Annotated in this window: 20 protein-coding genes, 2 tRNA genes and 1 pseudogene; 14 read left to right on the forward strand and 9 right to left on the reverse strand. The window is 55.9% G+C overall.

Going from position 1 to position 20,622, the window contains the following annotated elements; all coding sequences use genetic code 11:
• The first annotated feature begins 793 nt into the window (after nucleotides 1-793).
• Nucleotides 794-1,918 carry a squalene/phytoene synthase family protein gene (locus H6G52_RS02295; RefSeq protein WP_099534494.1) on the forward strand — a complete coding sequence of 375 codons (1,125 nt, stop codon included), beginning with the start codon at nucleotides 794-796 and terminating at the stop codon, nucleotides 1,916-1,918.
• 7 nt (nucleotides 1,919-1,925) lie between these two features.
• Here H6G52_RS02295 and H6G52_RS02300 read toward each other — a convergent pair whose 3' ends face one another.
• From H6G52_RS02300 to H6G52_RS02330, 7 genes and pseudogenes are all read right to left on the reverse strand, one after another.
• Nucleotides 1,926-2,774 carry an A24 family peptidase gene (locus H6G52_RS02300; protein WP_099534495.1) on the reverse strand — a complete coding sequence of 283 codons (849 nt, stop codon included), beginning with the start codon at nucleotides 2,772-2,774 and terminating at the stop codon, nucleotides 1,926-1,928.
• Nucleotides 2,774-3,046 carry a hypothetical protein gene (locus H6G52_RS02305; RefSeq protein ID WP_099534496.1) on the reverse strand — a complete coding sequence of 91 codons (273 nt, stop codon included), beginning with the start codon at nucleotides 3,044-3,046 and terminating at the stop codon, nucleotides 2,774-2,776. The genes H6G52_RS02300 and H6G52_RS02305 overlap by 1 nt, the downstream gene beginning before the upstream one ends.
• A 302-nt stretch (nucleotides 3,047-3,348) precedes the next feature.
• Nucleotides 3,349-3,696, reverse strand: a pseudogene (locus H6G52_RS02310) (YkgJ family cysteine cluster protein); the annotation flags it as partial.
• A 527-nt stretch (nucleotides 3,697-4,223) separates the two neighbouring features.
• A tRNA-Gln gene (locus H6G52_RS02315) sits at nucleotides 4,224-4,295 on the reverse strand.
• A 147-nt stretch (nucleotides 4,296-4,442) separates the two neighbouring features.
• On the reverse strand, nucleotides 4,443-5,876 hold the full coding sequence (locus H6G52_RS02320) for an MFS transporter (protein WP_190353967.1): 1,434 nt from the start codon (nucleotides 5,874-5,876) through the stop codon (nucleotides 4,443-4,445).
• A 35-nt stretch (nucleotides 5,877-5,911) separates the two neighbouring features.
• The gene (gene aroH, locus H6G52_RS02325) at nucleotides 5,912-6,322 is read right to left on the reverse strand and encodes a chorismate mutase (protein ID WP_099534499.1); all 411 of its coding nucleotides are present in this window, start codon (nucleotides 6,320-6,322) and stop codon (nucleotides 5,912-5,914) included.
• A 316-nt stretch (nucleotides 6,323-6,638) separates the two neighbouring features.
• Complete coding sequence (locus tag H6G52_RS02330) at nucleotides 6,639-7,949, reverse strand: peptidylprolyl isomerase (protein ID WP_099534500.1); 1,311 nt, start codon at nucleotides 7,947-7,949, stop codon at nucleotides 6,639-6,641.
• Between the two features lie 361 nt (nucleotides 7,950-8,310).
• Between H6G52_RS02330 and H6G52_RS02335 the strand changes: the two genes are divergently transcribed.
• From H6G52_RS02335 to H6G52_RS02360, 6 genes are all read left to right on the forward strand, one after another.
• The gene (locus H6G52_RS02335; protein WP_199309155.1) at nucleotides 8,311-8,769 is read left to right on the forward strand and encodes a PPC domain-containing protein; all 459 of its coding nucleotides are present in this window, start codon (nucleotides 8,311-8,313) and stop codon (nucleotides 8,767-8,769) included.
• Nucleotides 8,770-8,876: 107 nt separating this feature from the next.
• Nucleotides 8,877-8,949 (forward strand) — tRNA-Phe (locus H6G52_RS02340).
• A 575-nt stretch (nucleotides 8,950-9,524) separates the two neighbouring features.
• Complete coding sequence (gene rnhA, locus H6G52_RS02345) at nucleotides 9,525-10,436, forward strand: ribonuclease HI (RefSeq protein WP_242026118.1); 912 nt, start codon at nucleotides 9,525-9,527, stop codon at nucleotides 10,434-10,436.
• Nucleotides 10,437-10,629: 193 nt separating this feature from the next.
• On the forward strand, nucleotides 10,630-11,850 hold the full coding sequence (gene queG, locus H6G52_RS02350) for a tRNA epoxyqueuosine(34) reductase QueG (RefSeq protein WP_190526131.1): 1,221 nt from the start codon (nucleotides 10,630-10,632) through the stop codon (nucleotides 11,848-11,850).
• 11 nt (nucleotides 11,851-11,861) lie between these two features.
• Nucleotides 11,862-12,599 carry an HAD-IA family hydrolase gene (locus H6G52_RS02355; protein WP_190526133.1) on the forward strand — a complete coding sequence of 246 codons (738 nt, stop codon included), beginning with the start codon at nucleotides 11,862-11,864 and terminating at the stop codon, nucleotides 12,597-12,599.
• 262 nt (nucleotides 12,600-12,861) lie between these two features.
• Nucleotides 12,862-13,281, forward strand: coding sequence for a peptidylprolyl isomerase (locus tag H6G52_RS02360; RefSeq protein ID WP_099534504.1), 420 nt, complete (start codon nucleotides 12,862-12,864; stop codon nucleotides 13,279-13,281).
• A gap of 247 nt (nucleotides 13,282-13,528) precedes the next feature.
• On the opposite strand, the gene nblR is transcribed toward H6G52_RS02360, so the two are convergent.
• Nucleotides 13,529-14,248 (reverse strand): response regulator transcription factor NblR, encoded by a 720-nt coding sequence (gene nblR, locus H6G52_RS02365; protein ID WP_099534505.1) that lies wholly within the window; start codon nucleotides 14,246-14,248, stop codon nucleotides 13,529-13,531.
• A gap of 396 nt (nucleotides 14,249-14,644) precedes the next feature.
• Here nblR and H6G52_RS02370 point away from each other — a divergent pair, with 396 nt between their 5' ends.
• The 5 genes from H6G52_RS02370 (at nucleotide 14,645) to H6G52_RS02390 (ending at nucleotide 18,232) form a co-directional block, all read left to right on the forward strand.
• Nucleotides 14,645-15,505 carry a thiazole synthase gene (locus tag H6G52_RS02370; protein WP_190353830.1) on the forward strand — a complete coding sequence of 287 codons (861 nt, stop codon included), beginning with the start codon at nucleotides 14,645-14,647 and terminating at the stop codon, nucleotides 15,503-15,505.
• A gap of 86 nt (nucleotides 15,506-15,591) precedes the next feature.
• Nucleotides 15,592-15,762, forward strand: a complete 171-nt coding sequence (gene psb34, locus H6G52_RS02375; RefSeq protein WP_143473129.1) for a photosystem II assembly protein Psb34 — start codon at nucleotides 15,592-15,594, stop codon at nucleotides 15,760-15,762.
• A 91-nt stretch (nucleotides 15,763-15,853) separates the two neighbouring features.
• Complete coding sequence (locus H6G52_RS02380; protein WP_190353829.1) at nucleotides 15,854-16,693, forward strand: prephenate/arogenate dehydrogenase; 840 nt, start codon at nucleotides 15,854-15,856, stop codon at nucleotides 16,691-16,693.
• Between the two features lie 273 nt (nucleotides 16,694-16,966).
• Nucleotides 16,967-17,668: a bifunctional demethylmenaquinone methyltransferase/2-methoxy-6-polyprenyl-1,4-benzoquinol methylase UbiE gene (ubiE, locus tag H6G52_RS02385; RefSeq protein WP_190526135.1), complete on the forward strand. Its 702-nt coding sequence runs from the start codon at nucleotides 16,967-16,969 to the stop codon at nucleotides 17,666-17,668.
• Between the two features lie 168 nt (nucleotides 17,669-17,836).
• Nucleotides 17,837-18,232, forward strand: coding sequence for a heme-binding protein (locus tag H6G52_RS02390; RefSeq protein ID WP_190353825.1), 396 nt, complete (start codon nucleotides 17,837-17,839; stop codon nucleotides 18,230-18,232).
• Between the two features lie 121 nt (nucleotides 18,233-18,353).
• Here H6G52_RS02390 and H6G52_RS02395 read toward each other — a convergent pair whose 3' ends face one another.
• On the reverse strand, nucleotides 18,354-18,671 hold the full coding sequence (locus tag H6G52_RS02395) for a DUF3067 family protein (RefSeq protein WP_190353824.1): 318 nt from the start codon (nucleotides 18,669-18,671) through the stop codon (nucleotides 18,354-18,356).
• Nucleotides 18,672-18,962: 291 nt separating this feature from the next.
• Here H6G52_RS02395 and petC point away from each other — a divergent pair, with 291 nt between their 5' ends.
• Together petC and petA are read left to right on the forward strand one after the other, a co-directional pair.
• Nucleotides 18,963-19,502: a cytochrome b6-f complex iron-sulfur subunit gene (gene petC, locus H6G52_RS02400; protein ID WP_190526138.1), complete on the forward strand. Its 540-nt coding sequence runs from the start codon at nucleotides 18,963-18,965 to the stop codon at nucleotides 19,500-19,502.
• Between the two features lie 52 nt (nucleotides 19,503-19,554).
• Nucleotides 19,555-20,517 (forward strand): cytochrome f, encoded by a 963-nt coding sequence (gene petA / locus H6G52_RS02405; protein ID WP_199312099.1) that lies wholly within the window; start codon nucleotides 19,555-19,557, stop codon nucleotides 20,515-20,517.
• The last annotated feature ends 105 nt before the right edge of the window (nucleotides 20,518-20,622 follow it).

Consider the following 20,622-nt stretch of genomic DNA (forward strand, 5'->3'; position numbering starts at 1 on the left):
GTGCAGTCCAGGGTCATGATCCAGCGACTCTTTCCGTGATTAGGTGCAATCAGCACAATTTTGCAAGGATCGGGATCGGTGCGATCTTGCGATCACTCATTGTATTTGGCGCGATGTATTTGGCGCGATCCGCGATCACTCATCGTATTTATCGTATTCATTCGGTTTTATCGGTTTTGGGTCAGCCTAAGGCTGGCATCGGACTCAGCAGCCTCAATGTGTTCTCAAGACAACCTTGATTCAGCATGATAGTCCCTTGATTGAGTCGAGTCATCAGCCAGCGCGCACTCGATCGGCGATCGGGTCAGTTAACGGTGGCAGTTGTTCTGAACTTGCGCCCCGTTGACCTGTGCCTTTTTTTTAGGGGCTTCCGTGTTGCCGCCCGGGTTGCGCATACCAAAGGCTGACACTTGGGGGCATTTGCTCCGAGAATTTGCGGAGACAACCAATTGGGCGACGGGATACCTTAAGAGATTTCTCCCTGAATTGATGTAGTAGAAAATACAAGTGTTTTAAAGATTGAGAATAATCACTAATTCATGGCCTGAAAAAAGAATTTCATGCCTGAAAACAAGCGCTTTAAATTTCAATCCTGGCTAGATTTGGCTGATGTTCTCAATTCCTGAGATTAGGGGGTGTCACACAGCAATAAAGTCTGACCATTTCTTGCTAAAACAAAGGGCGATCGCCCCTGACGGCTAAGACTTCCTTAGAAATTGGTGGTATTTGTTCATCTACCAGAACAAGGGGCTAAAGTTCTAATAGAGTGCGTCAGGGATTTCACGGGTGCATCATGAACGGATCGGCTGTGGCCAAGCTGGTCGAATCGTCGCAATACTGCGCGATTGCTGATGATTCTCTTAAGGATGAAGATAACGCTGCTTGGGTCTTAGGACTCGAGTCAGATGTGCAACGGGAATGGATTGAACGGATTGGTTGGATTCGTAAGGTCGATCGATTGGCGGAGGCAGAACTTGTCTGTAAAGAAAATCACACATCTACGGAGCAGCCTAGTTTCCTCGCGTTCTATCGCTCTTGGAAGCGTTTGCTGAGCCATGGCCCGGCGGCCATGGTCACAGAAGATGCCAGTTTGCTGGCGACAATGCAACAGCGCTGGTTTCATGCGGAGGCAAGTCTGAGCGATCGCTTATCTGTGCAGTCGTGGGATCGGTATCTGGATGCAATCTTGACCTACCACACGGACAATCTACGGATTGAAACGTTGGCTGACTATGAAACGATGCTGGAGACGTTGGCGGGTTCCTTTTTCCAGATTCTGCCGTTTTTGAGTCCGTCCCAGTGGGAAGCGGCCTATCACTTTGGAGCGGTCGATCAGTTCTATAACAACCTGCGCGACATCGATGAGGATGCGCGCCAAGGGATCTGCTACTTTCCCCAGGAGGTGTTGGATCGGTTTGGGGTCGATCGGGCGGCGGTTTTGGATCGATCGTGCATCGGCACGCCGGCCTATCACGACATGATGGTTTTTTGGGTGGATGATTATTTGCCGCAGTTGCGCCGACGGGCGTTCAAGCTGGTTTTGGCACGGGATTTACACCCATCCTGGGTCATTTTGCGCAACTGGTGTCTGCATCGCTATGCCCGCATTGAGCGGGTGCTGCGGGAGTGCGATTTTGATTTTGTGCAATTCCAAGTTCTTTACTGGCAAGCGGTTCGCGAGGATTTGGATCAATGGCAGGAGCGATCGTTCATCACCACTGCGACGGCTATTTCACCCACCTTGCAGCGATCGGCCCAGGCGGTTCAAGTGGCTGCTTTTTTGAAAACTAGCCCACTAATGGTGCGGACTGCCCAGCGGCTGGTGCAATGCCTCTGTGAGATGCAAGGAACGTTGCTGAATTTGGCTTGGGGAAATTATTGGCCATCCTCAGTGGAGGAGGTGGTGGCCAGGCTCTGATTCGGGCCTAGCGCACCCAAAATTGCCAGTAGGCTGTGATGATTTCTGGGCCCCACAGCATGGCGATTAGGCTGCCCAGGGCCAGAAATGGGCCGAAGGGTAAGACCCGATCGCGCCGTAGCCAACCCAGGCCCATTGCGCCTAAACCGGCTACTGCCCCGATCGCGCAGGCCAAAAAACTCGCCAGCAACAGCAATTTCCAGCCCAACCAAACCCCCAGCATGGCCGCCAGCTTCACATCTCCGGCCCCCATGGCCGTGCGTCCCCAAATCAAGCTGCCCAGGGTGGCGATCGCCTGAAATAACCACAAACCAAGCGCCATGGCCAACAGGGCATCCAGCAATCCGGCCGCCGCGCCGCTGCCCTGGCCCGCGTCAATCGCTCCGAAGGCGGTTCTGAATCCCAATCCCAACAGCAGGCCCGATTGGGTGAGCGAGTTGGGCAGGGTGAGGGTGTCCCAATCAATGAGCGCCAGGGCCAACAGCCAGCTCACGAAGATCCATCCTCCCAAAATCATGCTCAGGCCCCAAGGACTGAACACCAATTCCGGTTCGGCGGCGCTAATTCGCAGGGCGATCGCGGCAAACAATAGCCCGGTGGTGGCTTCCACCAAGGGATAGCGCGGGGCGATCGGGGCTGCGCAATAGCGACAACGGCCCCGCAACCACAGCCAGCCGAAAACCGGCACATTGTCGTGGGGAGCCAGCCGGTGCAAACATTTGGGGCAGCGGGAGGGCGGGTGCAGCAGCGACAGGCCAGCGGGGAGGCGATAAACCACCACATTCAAGAAGCTTCCGACGGAAACCCCCAGGGCGATCGCCACCACCGCCAGCGCCAATTGTTCGGGGGTGAACATCAGGACGAGCGGCCCACCGGCTGCTGTTGAACCAATGCTTCCACCACTTCTGGCGCATGTTGAGCCAGCCGACTCCCAGCCCGAGCCATTTCCGCTACCCGATCGAGATGCTGAACCTGCTCAGAATACTCACTCAAGCTAAAGCTATTGAGCTGCATCAGCAGTTGGTAAGCATCGCCGATCCAGTGCAAACAAGTCGCCTGCTCGTTGCTGAGGGGTTGATCCTGCACGATTTGGCGAATCCAGTCGGGTAAAGCGTTAGGGTCAGACATGGAACTCAGGAAACTGAAAGAGCCAATCCTCAATTTAATCCGAATGCAGCCCTCTGCGCGATTGGGATCTCACTCATTGCGCATTTTGTTGCATTGGTTGTTGCGCTGGTTGGTGGCATTGAGCGTTCGGCTGGCTCAATTCCGTTGGCTCAATCTCGTTGGCTTAATTCCGTTGGTTGAATTCTGCTGGTTGATTGCTGCTGGTCAAATGCCTATTGATATTGATCCAATCCAGACGGATCGAATCCAGACGGATCCAACTCCAACGGCTCGGGGGTTGCTGGGGCGTTGGTGCTGAGGGTGAGGCCCACGGCGCGATCGAACCGATGCATTTCCAAGCTCAGATCGCCATAGACTCCGCTGATTTGATCACGACAGCATTCGATCGCAAAGTCGTTCAACTCCGCTGGCTCAATCTCGAACATCCGCTGAAAGGTTTCGACTTGCACCCGACAGAACCAGGGGCGATCGTCATAGATCGTGCATTCTCGGTTCAATTGGTCATAATTCATACACCAACCATCGGGCCCCACCATGCTCAGATAGAGCAATAAATCCTCAGGCTCTAAATAGCTTTCCAGGTCGGGGCGTTCGTTGGGATCGAGATGACAGCAGGCTCCACAGCCTTTGATACATTGCCAGGTTGCCACCTCAGTTGTCCTCGTCAGTAGGGTTGATGGATTGTGCAAAATTGACCACCGATGACTTGCTTTTTCCTGCGCTGGAGTTCGCCGGGGGACTTGCCAATTAAGTTTCCGATTCGGTTTCTAAACTCGGTTGCCAAATCGGGTTACCAAATCGATTTCTCAATCATGCCTCGATCGGGTCTCGATCACGCCTCAGTGATTGATACAGCCTTTACCTAAAATAATTGGCACGCCATATCACAGATACCATGAAGCAACGGCTCGGTGGGCAGTGCCCACCCTACGGGCTACTATGCTTAGTAATCGAGGTAAGGGCTGTATCTCAATTCCTAAATGGGTTCCTAAGTTTATGTCTGGGTGTAAGCCCGCATCAATTACTAAGGGCATGAATTACCAAGACACTATTTTTGATCTTGATTACTCTTGACTTTATATTTTGCTTTTTTATTTTTGCTTCTTCATTGAGTGGCTTGGCTGAAGCGCAATCAGCAAGCTTTCAATCAACAAGCTTTCTTTAACTAGTTTTTTAACTGGGGCGCTAGGATTCGAACCTAGGAATGGCGGGACCAAAACCCGCTGCCTTACCGCTTGGCGACGCCCCATTGCCCGAAGGCTTGAGTATAGTAACAACAACTTCCGAGAAGGGTCAAGGGGTTTTCTGAATTTTTTTGAATTTTTTTGAACCGGGTTCGCAAGGCAGAGGAACGGGGGCGATCGCCCCGGGGGATGGATCCTTGCCTAGCGCTTCCCTAGTCCTGGCTGGCCTGTTGATTGGCACGTTTGCGCTCGGCCAGCTTCAGCAGAATTTCCGCGTGGATGTCGCGGGTAATGGGGTAGAAATAAGCCAAAACCAAGCCGCCAATCAGGGCTGCCGTGGGCAAAGGGCCGATCGCCAGCCGAATGGCCAACAGGGCTGAGGCCGGTTGGTTGGCCGGCGTGCCTCCGGCGGCTGTGGGCACATAACCAGCTACTTCCAGCGCAATCCCCACCAGCCAAAGCGCCAGAGCCAACCCCAACTTTTGCAAAAAGACCATGAAGGCATAGAACACACCTTCCCGACGTTGCCCAGTGGTTAGCTCATCCAGCTCAATCACATCCGGCAGCATCGACCAAGGGACTAGATAAGCCGTGGAGACCCCAACGCCAGCCATCACGGCCAACAGGTACAGCAAGCCCGTTTGCCCCGGTTGCAGCAATAACAAACCCGCTTGGGCAATGATCCAAAGGCTCATGCCCGCGAAGTAGACCCCCCGTTTGCCCCAACGGCGGCTGAGGGCACTCCACACAAACAACATGGCAAAGGCGGTGAGCTGCACCCCGATCGCGACCATGAAGAAATCTGCTTGCTGTAGCCCCATGTAGCTCACCACGAAGTAGGGCAGGATGGAGGCGGTGAGTTGCACAGCCAGCCAGGAACAGAGATAGATCCCAATGACGTAGAGGAAGGGGCGATTTTGAAAGACGATCGCCAGTTGTTGTTTCAGACCCAAGCTGGGGGCGGTTTCGTTGCGTTCGGCGCAGCGGCGCTCGGCGGCCATGCCATACCGAAATGTGCCCACGACGCACCAGAGAATGGGCAACACAGAAAACAGGGTGCAAATGGCGGCTAGCCAGATGTATTGCCAAACGGGGTCGGGAATTTGATCGGCAACGACCTTGCCCAAAATCAGCGAGAGAAGACTGCCCCCGATCGAGAAGGCAAACCGGAAGCTGTTGAGGCTGGTGCGTTCGTCATAGTCATCCGTTAGCTCAGCGGTGAGGGCTGTGTAGGGTAAGTTCACCGCCGTGTATGCAATATTGAACAGCAGCCCCAAGACCACGTAGTAGCCATAGAGCAGCCAGGTGTTGCCCGGCGGCACCAGCCACTGCAAGAAAAAGAGAATGCCGAAGGGAATCGCCCCCCAGAGCATCCAGGAATATCGACGACCCCAACGGGAGCGGGTGCGATCGCTCATTACGCCAATGATTGGGTCGTTGATGGCATCGCCAATTTTGCTCACCATCAGCACCGAGCCAGCTAACCCGGCGGGCAACCCGGCCACATCGGTTAAAAATGCCAACTGCAAAAAGACAAGCAGGTTGGCGGTGATGGCTGGGCCTGCGTCGCCGGCCCCATAGGCCAGCTTGGCTGGGAAGGTTAACCGATCGGGAATAGAAGCACGCTCAGCAGTCACAGGTCTCAGTCTCAAAACTGCCGCTAGCTTAACCCCTGAAAGAATTAGGAGTTAACGATCAGTTCCTTTTGGCGCACTTCTTGGGCTGAAACCCAATCGGGGCGTAGGTGCTTGGCTCCTCGAAGATAGGGATGATGAATCCGGGCGATCGGGTCAGGGGTGTTGAAATGCACGAGCAGTCGAATGCATTGGGGCAAACTGCCATCCACATGCATTTGCTGCACATCCATCAGGGGTACGTTTTGCCAGTTGGGCCGCTCGCGGGCAATCTTGGCGGGAAACACGGCATCCAGGTCACGGGTCACCGAAAAGGTGACGCTCACCACCTCATCCATCTCCAGACGATTGTGGGTTTCCAAAGCGTCGAGTAGCTCATGAACCGCCTCCCGAATGGCTTCAATGGTGTTTTCGGTTGCGGTAGTTGCTCCTCGAATGGCCCGGACTCGCCAACCCACGTTCCTGTCCTCCCGATCGAATATGAGGGTGAATGTCACGATTGGGCTTGGCCTGTCGTGGCGATCGCCCAAGCATCAGTCACTCGTGACGGATTAGTGACTGATTAATAGCTAGTTATAGCTCAGTTGGGGTTGCATCTCTACTGTGCAGAATCAAGCCGAGAAACAACACCTAAAACCGCCTGAAAATCGACTGCGAGGCCGGGCTAGGGCAATGCTGCACGCTCTGCGATTCGCCAGATGCGATTCGCCAGATATGTTTGAAAATGCTGACCCCAAGCCTGAGCTAGATCGTGTTTTTTGAGCCTGAGGGAGCCTATAGGCGCATGACCGCATCACTGGCGCTGACGGCCACAAGAGCCGATCGCACCAAATCGGGAGTGGCTCCGGTGATGGTGGCCAAGGTCTGACCCGTGGGCAATTGCAGCACCGTGGAGCCGCCCTGATTTTGCAGCGTCAGTTGCTCCAAGCTCACGGAACCGACAATGCCGATTCGATCGCCCTGAGCCGCACTGAAATCCACCACCAAATCCGCCGCTGCCCGAATCCCGATCGCCGTATCAGTGCGCAGCAGGAACGTATCGGCCCCCGCGCCGCCGGTCAACGTATCAGCCCCAAAGTCACCACAAAGGACATCGTTGCCATCGCCCCCCAGCAGCACATCATCGCCCTGGCCGCCGCGCACAAAATCATCACCCGCGCCGCCATTGACCGTATCGTTGCCCTGATTGCCGTTGAGGAAGTCGTTGCCCCCGTCCCCGTTGATCAAGTCATTGCCATCAATGCCGCGCAGATAATCATCTCCGTCGCCACCGAAGAGCGAATCATTGCCCGCATCACCCCAGACAATATCCGCCGCACTGGAGCCGGTGATTACGTCATCGCCCCCCAACCCCCGCACGCCGCTGGGAGTGGTTTGGCTTTGGGTCGCCGTCAGGGTCACGGTTTCTGCCGCTTCTGTGAGGAAGGTGAATTGGCGGGGCAGGTCAGCCCGGTTCAGAAAATTGTGCGCAGTGTTCAAGCGGGTTGCATCCGTCAGCACCACCGAAGTTCGGCCCGGCAAAACTCCATCCACCACCTTGGCCGCTGTGATGCGATCGCCCGCTTGGATCGCATCCACCGCCGAAAACCCTTGAGTCACCTGGCCAAAGGTGGCGTAATTACCATCCAAAAATGGCAATTCCTTCAGGGCAATGTAGAACTGCGAAGAACCGGAATCGGGCGATTGGGCCCTGGCCATGGCCAGGGTTCCTTGCTTGTGGGGCAAGGCCACCGGCTGAGTGGTGGTTTGGCTATAGATCGGTTCCGTTGCGCCCTGAACTTTGATTTCGAGGGGAATGCTGCGGGCTTGGTTGGTGTCTGGGTCAATGAACCCGCCCGTTCCCAAGCTGCTGAGCGGCACGTTGGGATCTTTGCTCGCCGGATCTCCCGCTTGCACCACAAAGGGATCGGGCGATCGCACCACGCGGTGAAACGAAATGCCGTCATAAAATCCCCGCTCCACCAAGTCCACAAAATTGCCGGCCGTGACGGGGGCGTTGGCCCCATCGATCGCCATTTCGACGGACTGACCGTTCACCAGCATGATGACGGTGGCGGAACCATTTAAACGAGCCGCAGGAGCCATATTCGCAAAATCGGTTGGGTTGCTTCAAAACCAAAATATCAGGCAAGTCCAGGCCCTGGGTTTTCAGCCAATCAAAAATTCAACCGCCAAGGGTTCCGAACCGGGAACGTTTGGGCAAGGTTTTGGCAACCTCTCCCAAGTTTTTGGCCGTTCAGCAATCGTTGGGACTGTTTGGGCTGCTTTTCCGGAGCAGGGGCCTGGCTGCCGCTAGATCGGTGACGTAATCGAACTAGCCAGAGTTTCGGAGCCGGGCGATCGCTCGGCTTAATCCGCAGATTCAGGGCGATCAGGTTGGCTCCGGAACTGGGATTCTCAATCGGACTGGCTATAATCGGAGCGATGCCCTTGGGACGGTGATTTCATGCTTTTTTGGTCTTTTTTGCAGCGGCGTGGTGTGGTGGGAATGATGGGCGCGATCGCCCTGGTCACGGCCGGCAGTGGCGGGGCGATCGCCCAAGCCAGCCCGACCTATCAACCGGGCACGATTTCCAGCAGCAGCGAGTTGAACGACACCCTATCAACCAAGGACATTCCCACCGGCCAAGGGGGATTTGCCCGGGACTATAAAATCTCGCTCACGGCAGGCGATCGGGTTGAAATCACCGCCAGCTCCGACAGCTTCGATACCGTCCTGATGCTCATTGCCGATGACGGTTCCAGCGTTGCCGAGAACGACGACGGCCCCGACAGCGGCACGAACTCCCTGATTTTCACCAGCATTCAGAACACAGGCGAATATGTGGTGCGGGTTCAAACCTTTGGCAAAGCCGTTGGCGGCCCCTTCAAGCTCAAGGTCACCCGCCTGCAACCGATCCAATAGGTGTTAGGAAGCCAGTTCTTCCAAAAAAATTAGCGAATCCCTTGCCAATCCTGATCAAGTTTGCTAATTTATTTAGGCGCTGAAAACAGCAGCGCCTAAAAACCCTAGCCGGGATAGCTCAGCCGGTAGAGCAGAGGACTGAAAATCCTCGTGTCGGCGGTTCAAGTCCGCCTCCTGGCATTACTGAAAAATCAAAAATCACTCTCATAGATTTACGCTCACAGGTTCTTTTATCTTGAGTGTTATCTTTCGATCCCTGTTGTCTCCTCAACGACTAAAATATGAGTAGGGCAATAGCCTTGATCAGGCAATAGGGTCAACGATTGATCGCAGCCTAACAACCAAGAATGAACGGCAACAGAGTAAAAGACCAAGCGGTCTGCTGATGCTGAATGTTGCGGTTGCCGGGCTGGGCATGAGCGATTGTTTCCCACTTGCCTCTAAATCTTGAACAGGTTGAGAGCCAAAGGCCGATCAGGCGATCAAAAGGCTTTTGGCAAAATGTGCATGGCAAAATGTTCACCTTGAAAACATGCACTTTGAAAACGTGCATTCTAGAGTCCGCCTGCTGCTGCTCGATCGACCGGGATCCATCAACACCCACTCAAGAACGCGACCAGATTGAGTGCTTTAGACTCAGCAAGGTTGAGCAAGGCTTAGTAGGGATATTGAGAAAAACCCAGAGCCATTAGGGTTTCCAGCCAGCAAAGTCATAAAAATATAACAATTGATTGCCAACGGCCCCACCACTAACAATGACACCCTCTCCCATCGCCTCCATGCCCCCACGGTCGATCGACTCACACCAGATTTCGCGTATCTACACTGATGGGGCTTGCTCTGGTAATCCAGGGCCCGGCGGTTGGGGTGTTTTAGTGCGATTTTCAAATAGCTCTTGTCATGAATTGGGTGGAGGTACTTCCAACACAACTAATAACCGGATGGAAATGCAAGCCGCCATTGAAGCGCTGCAATTCTGGCATCAATACGGCCAAGGCGAGCCAATCACTTTACTAACGGACAGCCAGTACGTTATTAAAGGGATTACAGAGTGGGTGCGAAACTGGCGACGAAAGGGCTGGAAAACTGCCAGCGGGCAACCGGTGCTCAACCGAGATCTTTGGGAGCGTCTGGATGCTTTGAACAACCCCGCTGTGCGCTGGGAATACGTGCGCGGCCACTCGGGCGAGGCGGGAAATGAACGATGTGATGAAATTGCCCGCGTTTTTGCGGCCGGCCGATCGCCTAAATTAGATCAATTGAAGCTAGAGATTTTCGATCGCTCGGAGTTTCCGGAATCGGAGCCTGCGAGTAAATCCCATCTTGACGCTTCAGACACAACTACAGTCTCGATAGCAGCTATACCTGAAACCATGTCTGAACCTGTTTTGGATCAACTGGCGATCGCGCCAACGGATGCCGATCTGCGCGACGTGCGTGTGGGTCAATTGCGCAACTTGATCGAAACCCTGCGCATTGCGGATGAGGTCGCCGATCGAGGATATCTGATTGCCAGCTCGGAATTGGCTGATCTGATGGACGTTAACGCCAGTGCCGTGACCAGTCGGGGTGAAAACTGGGTCTGGCGGAACTGGATTGTGACTCGCGTGCGACGTGAGGGCAACCAAATTCTGTGGCAATTGGAACGGATCCTCGAAGATGACTAAACGAGGTGCTTGGCTAGTTCAAGTCTAAGGACGCTGAGGCGCTGATCCGCTTTAGCATCCTCAACCCGAGTAACCAAACACATCTCGTTTGCAGTAACCGCACCGCCCTCCATGACGATCCCTCGCAGTCTTTTGCACCAATCGTTCATGACCGGCTCTCAACTACTCTGCCGTGTCTTGTGAGCCAATCGCGATGGACACAACCGCATTGGAGTATGACCCTGCTGTGGGCGGGTCTTCCCCAGTGGCGATCGCTCGCCGAAACACATACCAAGTGAAAACGAAAGCTCTCGCCCTGGGGTTTCATCAGGTGGGAATAGCAGCTATAAGCTCAGAGTACCCACCCTTACCATCGGCCGTATCAGCCCTCCAACGCTGGCTCGATCGCGGGTTTGCCGCCGAAATGAAATGGATGGCAGCTCCCAAGCGATTTGATGCGCGAGAATTTATGCCCGAGGCGCGATCGGTCATTTGCGTTGCCCTGAATTACTACAGCCCTGAGCAGCGGCCCCTTGAACAGCGACCCCTCGAACAGCGGCCCTTAAACCCATCTTTTTCCCAAGCTGAGTCAGCGATCGAGCCTGCCCCAGCTCAGCCCGAACTTAACCAGCCCGAACTTAACCAGCCCCAATTTGGCAAAATTGCCCGCTATGCCTGGGGGCGAGATTACCACCGAGTTTTGGAAACCCGCCTGAAGGCTCTGGCTCAGTGGTTAGTGACGTTGGATCCCCGAGCACAGAGCCGCTGGGCCGTGGACAGCAGCCCGGTGCAGGACAAGGCCTGGGCCCAGGAAGCGGGTTTGGGGTGGATTGGCAAAAATGGCAATTTAATTACGCGCCAGTATGGTTCCTGGGTGTTTTTGGGGGAGCTGTTCACCACGCTGGAATTATTGCCCGATCGCCCACATACCAGCCATTGCGGCACTTGTACCCGTTGTCTGGAGGCTTGCCCCACGGGGGCGATTCCCGAGCCGTTTGTGGTGGATGCTAACCGCTGCATTGCCTACCACACGATCGAGAACCGTGCGGAGACCCTGCCTTCGGAAATTGCCGAGAACCTTCAGGGTTGGGTTGCGGGCTGCGACATTTGCCAAGATGTTTGCCCCTGGAATCAACGATTTGCCCAGCCGACGGATATTGAAGACTTTCGACCGCGATCGGGGGTGGTGGCTCCGCGCTTGGATCAGCTTGCTCAGCTCAGCGATGAGGCTTGGGATCAAGCCTTCCGGGGATCCGCTTTACGACGCATTAAGCCTGCGATGTGGCGACGAAACGCCCGTGCTAGTCTGAAATTAGACCCGAATGTTTCGTTTCAAGCTTCGTCGCAGTCCCTGCCCCGATCGGCCGATCTCCCTCCCGATCACCCCGTCGATCCCTCTATTGATACCCAACTGGATTCTGAGTCTCATCCTTGAACGCCCATCACGTGCTTGCGTCTACGGCGGCGGCCGGCGGGCCGCAGTCCTTGCCCACCAGTGCTGCATCGGTTGATCCTCAGCACTTGCGGTTAATTTTGTTCGATTTTGATGGCACGTTGGCAGACTCCTTTCAGGCGGTGGTTGAAATTCTCGATCGCCTCTCGGGACGCTTTGGCTATCCCCGTCTGACCCCGGAACGAATTGCCCGACTGCGGGATTGCGATTCCCGCATGGTGCTGCAAAACAGCAATGTGCCCCCTTGGCAGCGCCCTTGGCTGATCTATTGCCTGAAACGGGAACTCCAGGCCGATTTGCATCGCCTCCAGCCCATTCAGGGCATTGAGGACGTGTTGCGAGAACTGCGATCGGCGGGCTACCGGCTGGGGATTGTGACTTCCAACCAGCGATCGACGGTCGATCGATTCCTCACCCTGATGGGCTGGCGGCACTATTTCACCTGGATTGATGCCAGTTTGCGTCTGTTCAGCAAGGATCGCGCTATCTCGCGGGTGCGGCGGCAGGCCGGCCTTCAGCGCGAAGCCGTTGCCTACGTGGGCGACGAAACAAGGGATGTGGAAGCGGCCCGCCGATCGGGCGTGGTCAGCCTTTCCGTGGCTTGGGGGTTTAATTCTGAACGAGCGTTGCGCAACAGCCAGCCGGATATGCTGTTTCAGCATCCTCAGGAGCTGTTAACTTGGGTGCGATCGACCGCTGCGGCCTCGGAAAAATCCCAAACTCATGCCTAAACGAGCTGGGCGAATGCAGCGTTAATTCCCGGGGCGATCGGGCATGAATGCATAGGTTTAATCAACGGTCAAATAACGGTGAATTAAGCAGAGATTAATCCTTGTATGGGGATCGAAATTCCCCGGCAGCGGTAAACTCAGACAGCATTCTTTGGCGACAGTGGCGGACTGTGGGCTACCTCGTTGTGATTGCCCATTTCCAGCATCGCGTCACCAGGAATTCAACCTAACAATCTCAACTGACTACACAAGGGGCAACCGCATGACGCGCGCCATTATGGAAACCGCCAAGGGCACGATTCATATCGAGCTGTTCGATAATGATGCTCCCAACACGGTGAAAAACTTCGTGGATCTGTCGGAAAAGGGCTTTTACGATGGTCTGACCTTCCACCGCGTAATCCCCAATTTTGTGATCCAAGGTGGCTGTCCCAATGGTGATGGTCGTGGTGGCCCGGGCTACACGATCAAGTGCGAAATTAATTCGAACAAGCACATGGCGGGGAGCCTGTCGATGGCCCATGCCGGTCGCGACACGGGTGGCAGCCAATTCTTCATTTGCCATTCGCCCCAGTCGCACTTGGACGGCGTGCATACGGTGTTTGGTCGCACGGAGGACATGGATGTGGTGAATGCAATCCGTGCCAATGACAAGATTCTGTCTGTAAAAATTGAGCACTAGGCTCTAGCTTCAGAATCAAAAACCAGGATTCAAAATGAGGGTCTTAAACCCTTAATTCTGGTGTTGCAAAATCGCGAGGGCAAGGGGCTTCAGCCCCTTGTCTTTTCTGGGTTTGTGCTGGAATTTGACTGGACTGAAGTTTGATTAAATTTTGGGTGATTCTACTGAGTGGAATTGGTTGGGTTGTCTTTGCTGAATGGTGCTTTCAGAAAATTGTATTGATGAGTTGGACTAAAGGGGCGATCGCCTAGGTTTCTCGGAGCACATAGCCCACGCCGCGCACGGTTTGGATCAGGCGTTTTTGGCTTTCGTCTTCAAGCTTCAGGCGTAAATAGCGCACATAGACTTCGATGATGTTTGACTCGCCCATAAAGTCGTAGCCCCAAACATTTTCGAGAATTTGCTCGCGGGTGAGCACTTCGCGCGGGTTTTCCATTAGGTAGCGCAATAGCTCAAATTCCTTCATGGTTAGGGCGATCGTGTGGCCGTTGCGGATGGCCGTGCGGCGATCGAGATCTAGGGCCAAATCGGCAAAGTGCAACAGGGGTGTGCCCGTTTCCGTGGGGCGTAGATAAAGCCGCACCAATTCCAGTAATTTTTCACTGCGATAGGGCTTGAGCAAATAGTCATCGGCCCCGGCTTCCAGGCAAGCGGCCCGGTCTTCCACTTCATCGCGGGCCATGATCAACAACACAGGGGCTACGTTCCCCAACTCCCGCAGTTGATTGCATAGCCACAACCCCGATTCGCCGGGAACCAACAGCCGATCGACCACAATCAGGGAGACGGGCAAGTCTCGCGCATAGGTCAAACCGGCTTGGGCATCCTTGGCCGTGGCGACGGCATACCCGGCGTTTTTGAGATCCGTCATGGCCCGATCGAGGATCGAATCATCACTTTCCACGAGCAAGATCGGAGCGTTGAGCGTGCTAGTGGGTGGGGCGATCGAGGATTCAGTTCCGGCCATAGGACGCGACAAGAAAACAGCAACAATCAGTCAAAATCCAAGCAGTCAAGCTCAAAGCAAACAAGGCCAAAGCAAAGATAATTTAAACTCCAAAGATAACCATAGAAAGGGCAATTGAAGGGCAATTTCTGGATTAAGCAGCATCCAAAATCTGCACATCATTGGCCGATGGTTCGCTGAAGTTAAGCATCCAGCAAAACAGATTCGGCTCGATTCGATCGTACTCCGGTTTTCGTTCAACTTCAGCGCCCACAGGACTCAAAGAGATGGCGCAGGGCGATCGCAACGATCGCGGGGACTGCCCCCAGCCGATCGAAAAATCCCACCCCCTTGAGCGTCCGACTGGTTAGACAATAAGGGTTCGCCCTCTCAGCTTATTTCCAGCCAGGATTTCCCATGACGCAGATTTCCAATGCACCGACGCTTGCGGCCCAAGATTGGATCCCTACTGATTTGGTGTCTGATTTGCCCCTGACGATCGCCGGTCGCACCTTTCGATCGCGCCTGATGACCGGCACGGGTAAATATCGCAGCATCGAGCAAATGCAGGCCTGCATTGCCGCGAGTGACTGCGAAATTGTGACCGTGGCCGTGCGCCGGGTGCAAACCCAAGCCCCGGGCCATGAGGGGTTGGCCGAGGCGATCGACTGGTCAAAAATTTGGATGCTGCCCAACACGGCCGGCTGTCAAACAGCCGATGAGGCGATTCGGGTGGCGCGGCTGGGGCGCGAGATGGCCAAGCTGCTGGGCCAAGAGGACAACAACTTCGTGAAGTTGGAAGTGATCCCCGATTTGAAATACCTGCTGCCCGACCCGATCGAAACCTTGCGGGCCGCCGAGCAGTTGGTGAAAGAAGGCTTCGCCGTACTGCCCTACATCAACGCCGACCCGCTCTTGGCCAAGCATTTGGAAGAGGCGGGCTGCGCCACCGTGATGCCCTTGGGTTCCCCGATCGGGTCGGGCCAGGGCCTGAAAAACGCTGCCAATATCCAAATCATTGTGGAAAACGCCAAGGTTCCCGTGGTGGTGGATGCGGGGATTGGCACGCCCAGCGAAGCCACCCAGGCGATGGAGTTGGGGGCTTCGGCCGTGTTGATTAACACCGCGATCGCCCAGGCCCAAAACCCCGCCGCCATGGCGCGGGCCATGGCCCTGGGTACGGCGGCCGGTCGGTTGGGCTATTTAGCCGGGCGAATTCCGGTGAAGGGATTGGCTAGCGCTAGCTCACCCCTGACCGGTTTGGTGACCAGCAGCTAGGGACGGCTCTTGACCGGGGCCGGTCGATGTTTGTTACAGTGGCGAATTAATGCTGTGTTGCTAACAATTGCAAAGGACTGTAACAAATGCCTTACACCACGGAAGATGGCGGTCGCCTGAATAATTTCGCCAAAGAACCGAAGATGTATACCGCTGACACGCCCTCTTCAACGGAAAAGCGGAACTATGTGGTTTTGGGCGCTCTGGGTCTGGGATTGGTGCTCGGGGTGATGGCGATCGCCTTCGTGGTGTCCTAGGGGCCAACCACCGGATTATCCGGATCATCAAGACTGCTGTGGGGTTGGGGTGCGGCCGTGCCGTGCCCCATTGTTTTGGGACTGGAGACCTATGAAGGTTGGTGTAGTTGGCTTGGGGTTGATTGGTGGGTCGCTGGGCTTGGCCTTGCGGCCCTTGGGGCACGAAATTCTGGGGGTGGCGCGGCGGCCGGAAACGGCGGCCCGGGCGATCGAGCTGGGCATTGCCGATCGGGCGGGTTGTGAATGGTCGCTGCTGGCTGAGGCCGACTTGGTGGTGTTGTGTACGCCGATCGGGGCGATCGAACCGACGGTGCGCCAACTGATTCCCCACCTCAACCCCCACACAGTGTTGACCGATGTGGGGTCGGTGAAACAGGCGATCGTCCAAGCGATCGAACCCCTGTGGCCCAACTTTGTCGGGGCCCATCCGATGGCGGGCACGGCGGACAGCGGCATCGAAGCGGCTCTACCGGACTTGTTTGTGGGTCGCCCCTTTGCGATTACGCCCACCGATCGCACCCCCACCGAGGCGATCGCCCGGGTCACGGCGATCGCCCAGGATTTGCGATCGACCCTGTACCGCTGCACCCCGGAACAACACGATCGCGCTGTGGCCTGGATTTCCCATTTGCCCGTGGCGATTAGCGCCAGCCTGATTGCGGCCTGCGGAGCGGAGCCAGACCCCGAAACCCTGGCATTGGCCCAATCCTTGGCTAGTTCGGGATTTCGGGACACCAGCCGGGTCGGCGGTGGCAATCCGGAATTGGGGGTGATGATGGCCCAATTCAACCGGCCGGAATTACTGCGATCGCTCCAGCGCTATCGTGATCAACTGGATCAGATCATCGGGGCGATCGATCAACAGGATTGGGCCACGCTCCAGACCTGCTATGAACAAACCCAACAGGCGCGATCGGCCTTTGTCGATTAAGCAACCCAATCCGGTAGGGGCGCAACGCTTGCGCCCTCAGTATTGCGGCATTGAATCGACCAACCGATTCCAACACTATCAATCGGCGACATTGATCGCTGAATGGCTCAATCGATCGAGGGCGCACATCGGTGCATTCCTGCGGGGACTGATCGCTGAATGGCTTAATCGATCGAGGGCGCACATCGGTGCGCCCCTACGGGAATTGGGGGTTGATTTCCCTTTTTTAAAACGATTCAAGACAACCATAGTTTTCAGATTTTTCGGGTTCCTATGACTGCTTCCGCCGATCGCGTCCAAGGCATCTTTAACCGGATTGCGCCCGTTTATGACGATCTCAACGATTGGTTGAGCTTGGGGCTACATCGGGTTTGGAAACAGATGACCGTGAAATGGAGCGGCGCAAAACCGGGCGATCGCGCGTTGGATCTTTGCTGTGGCAGCGGTGACTTGGCCCTGCGGTTGGCGGCGGCGGTGGGCCCCGGCGGTCAGGTGGTGGGGGCGGACTTTTCGGCGCAAATGCTCGATCGCGCTCGGGAGAGACCCCAAGGATTTCGGCCGTTGGCCCCAATTGCCTGGGTGGAAGCAGACGCGCTGAATTTGCCCTTTGCCGATCGGGAATTTGACTGCGCCACGGTGGGCTATGGCTTGCGGAATGTGACCGACTTTGACCAAGCCCTCCGGGAGCTATATCGCGTTCTGAAACCCGGCGCGACCCTGGCGGCCTTAGATTTCCATCGGCCCGCCAGCGCGATCGCCCAGCAATTTCAGCAACTCTATCTCGATCGGCTGGTGGTTCCCGTCGCCCAGCAATTTGGCGCAACGGCTGAATATGAATACATCCTGCCCAGTTTGCAGCGGTTCCCCGTAGGGCGCGAGCAGGTGCAGCGGGCCCAGGCGATCGGCTTTCGATCGGTGCGGCACTATCCCTTGGTGGGCGGCTTGATGGGCGTGTTGGTGGCGACCAAGCCCTAGGGTATATCCAGTAAACCCGTGTAGATTATGGAGATCGTTAGATATCGTGGGCTAGGACGCAACAGGGCGATCGCGCCGGCCGTTGGGCCAAAGGCGACCGCCCTGTTGAGCGTTGACCGTTTCTAACGTCCCTCGAAACATCTACCCAAAAACAAAGGCTGACCGAATATGGTGACGCTAGCGGATGCGCGGCGAGTAATTGCGGCGGCGGAACAAAAAGCGATCGAACTGGGGCAACCCATGAACATTGCCGTGGCCGATGGAGGTGGCAACCTGGTGTCCCACGTGCGGATGGATGGCGCTTGGATTGGCAGTATTGATATTTCAATCAATAAGGCCTACACATCACGGGCGTTTGACATCGCCACGAAGGATTTGGCGGAGCATTCCCAGTCTGGCGGTCAATTCTTTGGGATTCATGCGTCGAATGGCGGCCGGATCATGATTTTTGCTGGCGGGATTCCGCTCTACCGCGATGGACAAGTGGTGGGGGCGATCGGGGTCAGCGGTGGCTCCGGCGAACAGGATCACGCGGTGGCGGCAGCGGGCGCGGCGGCGTTCTAGGCAGAGTTCTGGAACGTTCCAGCCTCATCAACTCCAGGCGATCGCCAAATTCCAAACTGAGGCCAACGAACCCGAACGGAGGTGCAACTTGCGCCCCCGTTCGGGCGTTTCGGGCCTGAGTTTAGGACAAGTCCAGCAGCCACTCGGAGGCCCGATCGCCCAGGTCGATCGGGATGCTCACGGCCTTGCCCTGCCGGGGCCGGTTTTTGGTGGTTTCAATAAACGATCGCACCTGCTCCGCCGCGCCCCAACCTTGGATGTAGGTGGCCACCGTGGACAGATGCTCAAAATATTCCGCTTCCGTCATCGGAAACGACATCTGTTCCAGGTAGCGCCACATCACCTGCACAAAAATTTTGTCTTTGATTTTGCGGACTTGCACATCGTAGGAAAAGCCCCACTTGTCCACAATCCATTGGTGTAAGTCCTGACCAGTCATGGCGCGATCGAGTGATGGTGATGATTAAAAAGCAGGGGCCTGGCCGTCAGGACAGGTTGCAAACCTGACCCTACCATTCATGATTATTTGTAACGCAATATGAAGTTTTATACGGATCTGTTACGACCGCCCGATCGCCCCTCAGCAACGCGATCACCTGGCCCGAGAGATGCAATAATACCCTAGCAATTGCGGTGGCTTTGTTTGACCCGTTCAAACCCCACCCTTGCAGTCATACAATCTTTAAGATTCGTTATAGAACCCCCAAGAGAAGGCACGCGAGTAGGCATTATGGCTCAAGCTTCCAGCCCTGCGGACGTACCCAGCATGGGTCGCCGCCAGTTCATGAATTTTCTGACCTTTGGCTCGGCAACGGGTATCGCCCTGGGCGCGCTGTACCCCGTTGTGCGCTACTTCATTCCCCCTTCGACCGGTGGTACTGGTGGCGGCGTAGCGGCTAAGGATGCTCTGGGCAACAGCGTTAAACTCAGCTCGTTCCTGGCCGAGCACAACGTGGGCGATCGGGTGTTGGTACAAGGCCTCAAGGGCGACCCCACCTATCTGGTCGTCAACAGCAAAGAGGCGATCGCCGATTACGGTCTGAATGCCGTTTGCACTCACCTGGGCTGCGTGGTGCCCTGGAACGCCAGCGCCAATAAATTTATTTGCCCTTGCCACGGTTCCCAGTACAACAACGAAGGTAAGGTTGTCCGCGGCCCCGCGCCCCTGTCCCTCGCCTTGGCTCACGTGTCGGTTGATGACGACAACGTTAGCCTCAGCCCCTGGCCGGAAACCGACTTCCGCACCGGCGAAGAACCCTGGTGGTCGTAATTTCTACAATTGCTCATCAATATCGCGGCTGACCGTACTTTTTAGACAACTCATGAAGACTGCTTTCAAGGTTTTGACTCGCGGTGCGATCGCCGCGATCGCCGCGATCGCCCTGTTGATCGGTGGCGACTTCGTAGCTCCCCAGGCTGCCATGGCCTATCCGTTCTGGGCCCAACAAGTGGCTCCGGCAACCCCCCGGGAAGCCACGGGTCGGATCGTTTGCGCCAACTGCCACCTGGCCAAGAAAGAAACGCTCGTGGAAGTGCCCCAATCGGTACTGCCGGATACGGTGTTTGAAGCGGTGGTGAAGATTCCCTACGACACCAGCGTGCAACAGGTGACCGGCACGGGTGAACCTGGCCCCCTGAACGTGGGTGCGGTGTTAATGCTGCCCGAGGGCTTCAAAATTGCGCCCGAAGACCGGATTCCTGAAGAACTGAAGGAAAAGACCGAAGGCCTGTTCTACCAGCCCTACGCAGAAGGTCAAGATAACGTGGTGATCGTGGGGCCGCTGCCCGGCGATCAATACCAAGAAATCGTGTTCCCCGTGCTGTCGCCCAACCCCGCTGAGGACAAGGCGATCAAGTTCGGCAAGTACGCGGTGCATGTGGGTGGCAACCGTGGCCGCGGCCAGGTTTACCCCACGGGCGACAAGAGCAACAACACGGTTTACAACGCTTCGGCGGCTGGCACGATCGGCTCGATCGCCAAGACCGATGACGGTGGCTACCTTGTGAGTATTACCAAGGAAGATGGCTCGACGGTGGAAGATGCTATCCCCGCTGGCCCGCAACCGATCGTCAAGGAAGGCGATGTGGTGACGGCTGGTCAAGCAATCACCAACGATCCGAACGTGGGCGGCTTTGGCCAAACCGATACGGAAATCGTGCTGCAAGATCCCAACCGCGTCCTGGGTCTGCTGGCCCTGTTTGTGGCGGTGATGATCACCCAAATTCTGTTGGTGCTGAAGAAGAAACAGGTGGAGAAGGTGCAAGCCGCCGAAATGAACTTCTAGGATTTGCTGCCTAGGTTCCTTCGTGCCTTCATTGCCCGATCGCAAAGCCCCTGCTCAGTTCATGAGTGGGGGCTTTGTTTTGGGGTTAATCAACGGTTCAAGCTT

This window comes from Limnothrix sp. FACHB-881, from assembly GCF_014698135.1.
Classification (GTDB): Bacteria; Cyanobacteriota; Cyanobacteriia; order CACIAM-69d; family CACIAM-69d; genus CACIAM-69d.

Excerpts from the sequence above, each read along its gene's own strand:
- H6G52_RS02305 (WP_099534496.1), bottom strand. The coding sequence starts at position 3,046 with ATGTCTGACCCTAACGCTTTACCCGACTGGATTCGCCAAATCGTGCAG.
- H6G52_RS02390 (WP_190353825.1), top strand. The coding sequence starts at position 17,837 with ATGGTGACGCTAGCGGATGCGCGGCGAGTAATTGCGGCGGCGGAACAA.
- petC (WP_190526138.1), top strand. The coding sequence starts at position 18,963 with ATGGCTCAAGCTTCCAGCCCTGCGGACGTACCCAGCATGGGTCGCCGC.
- ubiE (WP_190526135.1), top strand. The coding sequence starts at position 16,967 with ATGACTGCTTCCGCCGATCGCGTCCAAGGCATCTTTAACCGGATTGCG.
- H6G52_RS02395 (WP_190353824.1), bottom strand. The coding sequence starts at position 18,671 with ATGACTGGTCAGGACTTACACCAATGGATTGTGGACAAGTGGGGCTTT.
- H6G52_RS02380 (WP_190353829.1), top strand. The coding sequence starts at position 15,854 with ATGAAGGTTGGTGTAGTTGGCTTGGGGTTGATTGGTGGGTCGCTGGGC.
- rnhA (WP_242026118.1), top strand. The coding sequence starts at position 9,525 with ATGACACCCTCTCCCATCGCCTCCATGCCCCCACGGTCGATCGACTCA.
- H6G52_RS02330 (WP_099534500.1), bottom strand. The coding sequence starts at position 7,949 with ATGGCTCCTGCGGCTCGTTTAAATGGTTCCGCCACCGTCATCATGCTG.
- H6G52_RS02295 (WP_099534494.1), top strand. The coding sequence starts at position 794 with ATGAACGGATCGGCTGTGGCCAAGCTGGTCGAATCGTCGCAATACTGC.
- H6G52_RS02370 (WP_190353830.1), top strand. The coding sequence starts at position 14,645 with ATGACGCAGATTTCCAATGCACCGACGCTTGCGGCCCAAGATTGGATC.
- H6G52_RS02335 (WP_199309155.1), top strand. The coding sequence starts at position 8,311 with ATGCTTTTTTGGTCTTTTTTGCAGCGGCGTGGTGTGGTGGGAATGATG.
- queG (WP_190526131.1), top strand. The coding sequence starts at position 10,630 with ATGGACACAACCGCATTGGAGTATGACCCTGCTGTGGGCGGGTCTTCC.
- psb34 (WP_143473129.1), top strand. The coding sequence starts at position 15,592 with ATGCCTTACACCACGGAAGATGGCGGTCGCCTGAATAATTTCGCCAAA.
- nblR (WP_099534505.1), bottom strand. The coding sequence starts at position 14,248 with ATGGCCGGAACTGAATCCTCGATCGCCCCACCCACTAGCACGCTCAAC.
- H6G52_RS02300 (WP_099534495.1), bottom strand. The coding sequence starts at position 2,774 with ATGTTCACCCCCGAACAATTGGCGCTGGCGGTGGTGGCGATCGCCCTG.
- H6G52_RS02360 (WP_099534504.1), top strand. The coding sequence starts at position 12,862 with ATGACGCGCGCCATTATGGAAACCGCCAAGGGCACGATTCATATCGAG.
- petA (WP_199312099.1), top strand. The coding sequence starts at position 19,555 with ATGAAGACTGCTTTCAAGGTTTTGACTCGCGGTGCGATCGCCGCGATC.